The sequence below is a fragment of the Candidatus Protofrankia californiensis genome, assembly GCF_900634765.1.
GTDB classification, from domain to species: domain Bacteria; phylum Actinomycetota; class Actinomycetes; order Frankiales; family Frankiaceae; genus Protofrankia; species Protofrankia californiensis.
In genome coordinates this window covers 78318-85672 of the sequence record NZ_CAAAFT010000067.1, presented here as the reverse complement: position 1 = coordinate 85672, position 7355 = coordinate 78318, and the positions used below count along the sequence as shown (strand labels likewise).

8 protein-coding genes are annotated in these 7355 nt (G+C 69.4%); 4 read left to right on the top strand and 4 right to left on the bottom strand.

The window, feature by feature from the left end:
• Positions 1-193 precede the first annotated feature (193 nt).
• The 3 genes from DD1DGNOD_RS04385 to mca all read right to left on the bottom strand — a co-directional run bounded on the left by DD1DGNOD_RS04385 (position 194) and on the right by mca (position 2143).
• Positions 194-442 (bottom strand): hypothetical protein, encoded by a 249-nt coding sequence (locus DD1DGNOD_RS04385; RefSeq protein WP_131769500.1) that lies wholly within the window; start codon positions 440-442, stop codon positions 194-196.
• A gap of 122 nt (positions 443-564) precedes the next feature.
• Entirely contained in the window at positions 565-1020 is a 456-nt protein-coding gene (locus DD1DGNOD_RS04380; protein WP_131769499.1) for a tellurite resistance TerB family protein, read from the bottom strand.
• Between the two features lie 226 nt (positions 1021-1246).
• A complete protein-coding gene (mca, locus tag DD1DGNOD_RS04375; protein ID WP_131769498.1) occupies positions 1247-2143 on the bottom strand; it encodes a mycothiol conjugate amidase Mca in 897 nt (298 codons plus the stop codon).
• 25 nt (positions 2144-2168) lie between these two features.
• Here mca and DD1DGNOD_RS04370 point away from each other — a divergent pair, with 25 nt between their 5' ends.
• The 4 genes from DD1DGNOD_RS04370 to DD1DGNOD_RS04355 all read left to right on the top strand — a co-directional run bounded on the left by DD1DGNOD_RS04370 (position 2169) and on the right by DD1DGNOD_RS04355 (position 7039).
• Positions 2169-2624 carry a DUF4307 domain-containing protein gene (locus tag DD1DGNOD_RS04370; RefSeq protein ID WP_165036410.1) on the top strand — a complete coding sequence of 152 codons (456 nt, stop codon included), beginning with the start codon at positions 2169-2171 and terminating at the stop codon, positions 2622-2624.
• A gap of 372 nt (positions 2625-2996) precedes the next feature.
• Positions 2997-3479: a transcription elongation factor GreA gene (gene greA, locus DD1DGNOD_RS04365; protein WP_131765325.1), complete on the top strand. Its 483-nt coding sequence runs from the start codon at positions 2997-2999 to the stop codon at positions 3477-3479.
• Between the two features lie 129 nt (positions 3480-3608).
• Positions 3609-5048 (top strand): magnesium chelatase, encoded by a 1440-nt coding sequence (locus tag DD1DGNOD_RS04360; RefSeq protein WP_131765324.1) that lies wholly within the window; start codon positions 3609-3611, stop codon positions 5046-5048.
• Positions 5045-7039: a vWA domain-containing protein gene (locus tag DD1DGNOD_RS04355; protein WP_131765323.1), complete on the top strand. Its 1995-nt coding sequence runs from the start codon at positions 5045-5047 to the stop codon at positions 7037-7039. The genes DD1DGNOD_RS04360 and DD1DGNOD_RS04355 overlap by 4 nt, the downstream gene beginning before the upstream one ends.
• Before the next feature lie 47 nt (positions 7040-7086).
• Here the strand turns inward: DD1DGNOD_RS04355 and DD1DGNOD_RS04350 are convergent.
• A partial coding sequence (locus DD1DGNOD_RS04350) for a GGDEF domain-containing protein (protein ID WP_131769505.1) occupies positions 7087-7355 on the bottom strand: 269 nt, incomplete at its 5' end.

Genomic DNA, 7355 nt, shown 5'->3' with positions numbered 1-7355 from the left:
AGCCGACGCCGACTGAGCTGAAAGCGTAGGTAGAAACCGCTGCCATACCAACGGTTTTCACCTACACCCTCGGCGGCGTCCTGCGGCAGATGCCCGGTTCGGCGCCCAGGCCTGACCGTCCACATCATGACCGATACGGAACGCGGCTGATCCGGCGCGGGGGCGTTTGAGGGGATGCAGCTCCCAGGGGCGCTTACTGGTCGTGCCGCGGCGAGTGTTGGGGCGGGATACCGGTGTCGGAGCCCTGACCGCCGGCCGGCTTGTTCCGATCGGTCGCGCGGTCACCGAACCGCCCGCTGGCGATGTTGCCGCGCATCCGGGCCAGGCTGCGCGGCATCATCACGAAAAGACCGACAGCGGCGAGGCCCAGCAGCAGGACGACGAGGAATCCGCCGGCGCCCGCGCTGACCTCGAGCGCGAGGAGCTGTCCAGCGAGAGTCACCCCCGTACCCTACGTTGCTGAGCGCCGAGCAGGGCAAACGGCTGGCAAGGCGACGAGAAACGCCGCCGAGCTCCGGCCGGAGCCAGTGGCCTGGCGATCAGGCACCGGCTGGGGTTTAGCGATCAGAGGTCGAACTCGTTGGGATCCAGCCCCACCGCGTAGCAGGCGTCGCGGACGACCTGCTGCTCGGACTTGTCGAAGTGACCGTCCGCGCCTCCGATGACGATCCCGATCTGGATCACCGCGCGGGCCTCGGCCGGCTTCTTCTTCGTCTTGCCGATGTCCTGGATGACACCGACCTTGCCGAAGTCGAAGTCGGTCTGCAGCCTGTTGCAGTAGTCGTTGAACTTCTGCTGGAGCTGCTCGGCGGGGAAGTTCTGGAGTACCTCGTTGGAAGCGATGAGCGAGGCGACCTTGCGACGCTCCTCCAGGTCGATGGTCCCGTCGGCGGCGGCCACCAGGGCGCAGATGGCCATGCTGGCATCCCTGAAGGCACCACTCTTCAGATCGTTCTTCTTGGCGTTGAGCTGTTGCTGCATCGATGCGGTACTGGTGCGCAGACGATCCCAGATCGCCATGATGTGATCCCCTCGTCAGTCTCAAGGTGTACGCGGATTTGGATGCCCACGGTCACACCCTCCGTCACCAGCAACGACCGATGACGAGCGACCGTGCCCCGACTACGGATGATTTCAGGGTTACCGGCGGATAGATGACAGGTGATCGGTCGACAGCGGTAACCGGTCGAAGGTCGGGTATCGCCGAAGTCCCCGAAGCGCTCGGCGGATGCCGTTGAAGGACGACTCAGCGGATGCCGTTGAACAGGTCGTCCTCGGGCAGCATGCCCACCTCGATCAACGACCGGGCAAGCTGGTAGTCCTCGGTGGGCCAGGCCTTCCGCTGGATCTCCAGCGGAACGCGGAACCAGGGTCCGTTCGGGTCGACCTGGGTCGCGTGTGCCAGCAGCGCGCGGTCGCGGGTCTCGAAGAAGTCGCCGCACGGCACTCTGGTGGTGATCCGGCCGGAGTCGTCGGAGCGGTCGACCCACTTCTCCAACATGGCGGCGTATGGTGACTCCCGCCCGCTTGCCTGCATGGCGTCGTGCAGGGCGAGCATCCGCTCCTTGTGGAACGTCTGATGGTAGTAGAGCTTGAGAGGCTGCCACGGTGCCACGCCGATGTCCTGACCCACCTCCCGGTACAGCCCGGGGTCACCCGCGGCCTCGAACGCCTCGATCGTGATCTTGTGGTTCATGATGTGGTCGGGGTGTGGATAACCACCGTTCTCGTCGTAGGTGACCACGACCTGTGGCTGGAACTCGCGCATCAACCTGACCAGCGGTCTGGCCGCGTCGGCGAGGGGCGTGAGCGCGAAACAGCCCTCCGGAAGGGGTGGGAGCGGGTCGCCCTCGGGCAGTCCGGAGTCGCGAAAACCCAGCCAGACCTGTTGGACGCCGAGGATGCGCCGCGCCTCGCCCATCTCGGCCCTGCGCAGCTCGACGAGGCGCTCGTGGACGTCCGGACGGTCCAGGGCGGGGTTGAGGACGGTTCCGGCCTCACCACCGGTGCAGGTCACCACGAGGACGTCGGCACCCTCGTGGACGTAACGGGCCATGGTGGCAGCGCCCTTGCTGGACTCGTCGTCGGGGTGGGCATGCACGGCCATGAGTCGCAGGCCACCCCCGTTGATCGCCATGGACATGCGACCATTGTTCCCGATGCCTTCCGTGACCGGCTCCACTACGACGCCACCCGGCTCCCCGACGGGAAAGTCGGGCATGTTCGCCGTGGCACGACGCCTCCTGGACATCCCGTGGCTCGGTGGCATCCGGGTCGCCCCCTGGTTCCTGCTGGCGGGGTTCGTCATCGTCGTGGTCGCCGCGGTGGGAGCGGCGTGGATCCAGGGCCATCCGGAGCGCCTGAACTACGGGACCCGCGCCTACCGGATCGCTCCGACGCAGGCCCAGCTGACCTTCGATGTGGAAAAGTCACCCAACGCCGTGGCACAATGCACTGTCCGCGCACGCTCCCGGGACAACGAGGTCGTCGGCCGGCGCACCGACATCGTTGTCGGTCCGGCTACGGACGGCCAGCGGGTCATGACCACAACGGTCGTACTCGCCACGTCCCGGGAAGCGAACGTGGTCGAGGTCGAGGACTGTCAGATCGCCCGCGCCGGCTGACAGCCGCTCGGGCCACTGGCGTGCGACCAGGGCGCGGCCGATTCCTGGTTCGCCTCGCACGGCAAGCAGCGGCGCTTGCTCACGCTGTTCCGACTCGAACGCCAACTGTTAGGCTGGGCGTTTGCCCCAGTCCCATCACCTCGTAATCCGCTCTCGACCAACCGTGCATCCCGTAATTTCCGAGCACCCGACCCACTGTCCCTGTCCAGGGGTCCGTATGGGCCCGACGAGGCCGAATCGAGATACGACCGACTTCACCGCGGGTCGGTCGTATGCGTCGTGTGGCCGTCGAAAGTACGAGCGTCCGGAGGATGAACGATCATGGTTCTTCCCGTGTTTCCGGGCCTCTTCAGGAATCTAGGAGCGTGACGCGTGTCGCAGCAGACGTGGCTGACCCAGGAGGCGTACGACCGGCTCCGCGGGGAGCTCGACCACCTCACCGGGACCGGTCGTGTCGAGATCGCCAACAAGATCGAAGCTGCCCGCGAGGAGGGCGACCTCAAGGAGAACGGCGGCTACCACGCGGCCAAGGAGGAGCAGGGCAAGATGGAGTCGCGCATCCGGCAGCTCACCGACCTGCTGCGTGACGCCCGAGTCGGGCAGGCTCCGCAGTTCAACGGTGCGGCAGGTCCGGGCACCGTGGTCGAAGTGCGCTTCGCCGGGGACGACGGCACGGAGAAGTTCCTGATCGGGTCCAGGGAGGACCACAGCACGTCGCTGGAGGTGTACTCGGCCCAGTCGCCGCTCGGCGGAGCCGTGACCGGCCACAAGGCGGGTGACACCGTCACCTATACCCTGCCCAACGGCCGCTCGGCCACCGTTGAGATCGTCGCGGTGGAGCCGTACTCCCACTGACATACCCCGGCCGACCGACCGGTGCGCACCCCCACGTCCGGTATGCCGACCGGTGGACACCCGGCATGCCGGACGTGGACACAATGCGACTTCCCTGCGCGACGGAGCGCGGGGACGTACCGTCAACTGGTGCTCGATCTGTCAGGGTCCCCGGCGCCGCCGTCCCCCGAACCGACAACACTGGGCGTCCTGCGCGGCTCAGGACACCGGCATCGGTCCGTACGCACGGAGCTGCGGGACAACACCCTTGCCCGAATGGCGAGCGGCGAGAGCCGGTTCCCCGGCATCGTCGGCTTCGACGACACAGTGCTCCCCCAGGTGGAACGTGCGCTGCTGGCCGGTCACGACATCGTCTTCCTCGGCGAGCGGGGGCAGGGCAAGACCCGCCTGATCCGCACCCTGGTCGGTCTGCTGGACGAATGGACGCCGGTGGTCGCCGGCTGCGAGATCAACGACCATCCCTACGCGCCGGTGTGCACCGGATGTCGGTTGCTGCTCGCCGAGCTCGGCGACGACACACCGGTCGCCTGGAAGCACCGGTCGGAACGGTTCGGCGAGAAGCTCGCCACGCCGGACACGAGCGTCGGCGACCTGATCGGTGACGTCGACCCCGTGAAGGTCGCGCAGGGCCGTACCCTCGGCGACCCGGAGACCGTCCACTACGGCCTGATACCGCGCACCAACCGGGGCATCTTCAGCGTCAACGAGCTGCCCGACCTCGCCGAACGCATCCAGGTCTCCCTGCTCAACGTGCTGGAGGAGCGCGACATCCAGGTCCGCGGCTACATCCTGCGGCTCCCTCTGGACCTGTTCCTCATCGCCTCGGCGAACCCCGAGGACTACACCAACCGCGGCAGGATCATCACGCCGCTCAAGGACCGCTTCGGCGCCGAGGTCCGCACCCACTACCCGCTGCGGCTCGACGACGAACTGGCCCTGATCCGGCAGGAGGCGGTGCTGGACTGGAAGGAGTCGCCGCTGGGCTTTCCCGCCGTCCCGGACCACCTGCTGGAGGTGGTGGCGCGCTTCACCCGGCTGGTCCGCGACGCACCCCAGGTCGACCGCCGGTCCGGCGTGTCGGCCCGGTTGTCGGTGGCCGCCGCGGAGACCGTGGCCGCCTCGGCGGTACGCCGCGCGGCCCTGGCCGGCGAGGACGTCCCCACCGCCCGGGTCGTCGACCTTGCGGCGATCGTGCCCGCGGTGCGCGGGAAGATCGAGTTCGACCAGCTCGAGGAAGGGCGGGAGGACGAGATCCTCGCGCACCTGCTGCGCCGGGCCGTCGCCGAAACCTTCCGCGCCCGGCTCGCCGGCACCGACCTCGCCGGCCTGCAACGGCGGTTCGAGGTGGACGGGCCGGTCGAGACCGGTGACCTCGTCCCCGCTGCGGAACTGCTGCGGCGGGTCGGTCCGGTGCCGGGGCTCGCCGCGATCCTGACGAAACTGGGCATCGACGGCGCCGAGGCACCGGGGCTCGCCGCGGCCGGGCTGGAACTGGCCATGGAGGGCCTGCACCTCAACCGGCGGCTGGCCAAGGAGGAACTACCGGGCCGGACGGTGTACGGCGCATGAGCGATCCGACCGGGTCGGCGGGCTTCCGGTACGGCCCGTGGGACGGCGGCCCGGACCCGCTCGCCTACCCGTTCGACGTCGCGGGCGCGCTCGACGAGATGTCCGAGCACATCCTGGACGGCCGCACCCCGCGCGAGGCGCTGGACGCGTTGCTGCGGCGCGGTACCAACCAGCGCCGCGGGCTTGAGGACCTGCGCCGGCAGGTGGAACGCCGCCGGCGCGAGGCCCGTGCGCGCGGCCGCCTGGACGGCACCCTGGAACAGGTCCGTGAACTCCTCGACACCGCCGTCGGCCAGGAGCGTGCGCAGCTGTTCCCCGACCCCTCCGACGACGCCCGGCTGCGCGAGGCCGAACTCGACGCGCTGCCGGCCGATCCGGCTCGGGCCGTGAACGCACTGTCCACCTACGAGTGGCGTTCGTCACAGGCGCGCGAGACCTTCGAGAAGATCTCCGACCTGCTCCGCCGCGAGGTACTCGACACGCAGTTCCGCGGCATGAAACAGGTGCTGGAGAACGCCACACCGCAGGACATGGCCCGGGTGACCGAGATGCTGGGCGCCCTCAACGACATGCTGGAAGCCGACGCCCGCGGTGAGCACACCGACGACGCCTTCGCGAACTTCATGCGCTCGTTCGGCGACTTCTTCCCGGAGAACCCGCAGTCCCTGGACGAGCTGGTGGACTCGCTGGCGCGCCGCGCCGCCGCCGCTGCCCGGCTGCTGGCGGGCCTGTCCCCCCAGCAGCGCCAGGAGCTGGCCGATCTGATGGCGTCGGCCATGGCCGACCTGGGTATGGCGGCCGAGCTGTCCCGGCTGCAGCAGGCGCTGCGCGCCGCCCGTCCGGACCTCGGCTGGGGCCGGCGCGGCCGTTTCCGTGACCCGATGACCGGTGACACAGCGCTTGGGCTGGGCGAGGCCACGAGCGTCCTGGAGGAGCTGGCCGAACTCGACGAGCTCGCCGCCGCGCTGTCGCAGGACTACCCCGGGGCGTCCCTCGACGACGTCGACCCGGACGCGGTCGCCCGGGCGCTGGGCCGGGACGCCGTCGACGACCTGCGTACCCTCCAGCAGATCGAGAAGGAGCTGGAGCGCCAGGGTTTCCTGACCCGCAATGCCGGCAAGCTGGAACTGACCCCGCAGGCGGTCCGCCGGATCGGCCAGAGCGCGCTGTCACGCATCTTCCAGCGCATGGACGCCCGCGGACGCGGCGATCACGATTCCCGGGACGCCGGTGCCGCGGGAGAGCCCACCGGGACGTCCCGGCCATGGCACTTCGGCGACACGCAGCCGATCGACGTGGTGCGCACGGTACGCAACGCGGTGCTGCGGGCGGGTCCGAGCGGCCCGGACGGGGCGGTGGGGCTGGAAGTCGCTGACTTCGAGGTGACCGAGACCGAACGCCGGTCCTCCGCGGCCGTCTGCCTGCTGGTGGACCTGTCCTACTCGATGGCGCTGCGGGGCACCTGGGGAGTGGCGAAGTCGACGGCGCTGGCGCTGCACACCCTGATCAGCACGAAGTTCCCGCAGGACACGATCCATCTGGTCGGGTTCTCCGACTATGCCCGTCTGCTGCGTCCGGTCGAGCTGGCGGGCCTGGACTCCGAGGTCGTACAGGGTACGAACCTGCAGCACGCTCTGATGATCGCGGGCCGGTTGCTGTCGCGGTACCCGGATTCCGAACCGGTCGTGCTGATTATCACTGACGGTGAGCCGACTGCGCACCTCATGCGCAACGGGACCCCGTCCTTCTCCTGGCCGCCGGTCCCGGAGACCCTGGAACTGACCCTGGCCGAGGTGGACCGGCTCACCCGCCGCGGGGCGACCATCAACGTTTTCATGCTCGACGACGAACCACGGCTGGTCCAGTTCGTCGACGAGGTCGTCCGCCGCAACGGTGGTCGGATGCTCTCCCCGGATCCGGGCGCGCTCGGCCGCTACGTCGTGCGCGACTACCTGCGTGCCCGCGGCGGACGGCGGCGGACCACCGGTTAGGCCGGGTCCGGCGGCGCGCACCCACGCGCCCATGATTGGCTGTGACGTCAGGGCTGGCCGGCGGTGGGCACGCAGGCGGCCTGGCGCACCCGACCGGCCTCCTTTGCCCGGTACATCGCGAGATCCGCGTTGCGGACGACCGCGCCGGGGGGCGCGTCCTGCGACTCCGCAAGGGCGACACCGATCGTCGCGTCGACGGTGACGGAACGCCCGGCGACCGATATCGGCCGCCGGATCGACTCCAGCAGCCGGTCCGCGACATCGCGCGCCCGGGCGCTGTCGGTGTCACCCAGGATGACGGCGAACTCGTCCCCGC

Bases quoted from the DNA above. Each gene is read 5' to 3' on its own strand.
- mca (WP_131769498.1), bottom strand. From the start codon at position 2,143: ATGTCCATGGCGATCAACGGGGGTGGCCTGCGACTCATGGCCGTGCAT.
- DD1DGNOD_RS04380 (WP_131769499.1), bottom strand. From the start codon at position 1,020: ATGGCGATCTGGGATCGTCTGCGCACCAGTACCGCATCGATGCAGCAA.
- DD1DGNOD_RS04355 (WP_131765323.1), top strand. From the start codon at position 5,045: ATGAGCGATCCGACCGGGTCGGCGGGCTTCCGGTACGGCCCGTGGGAC.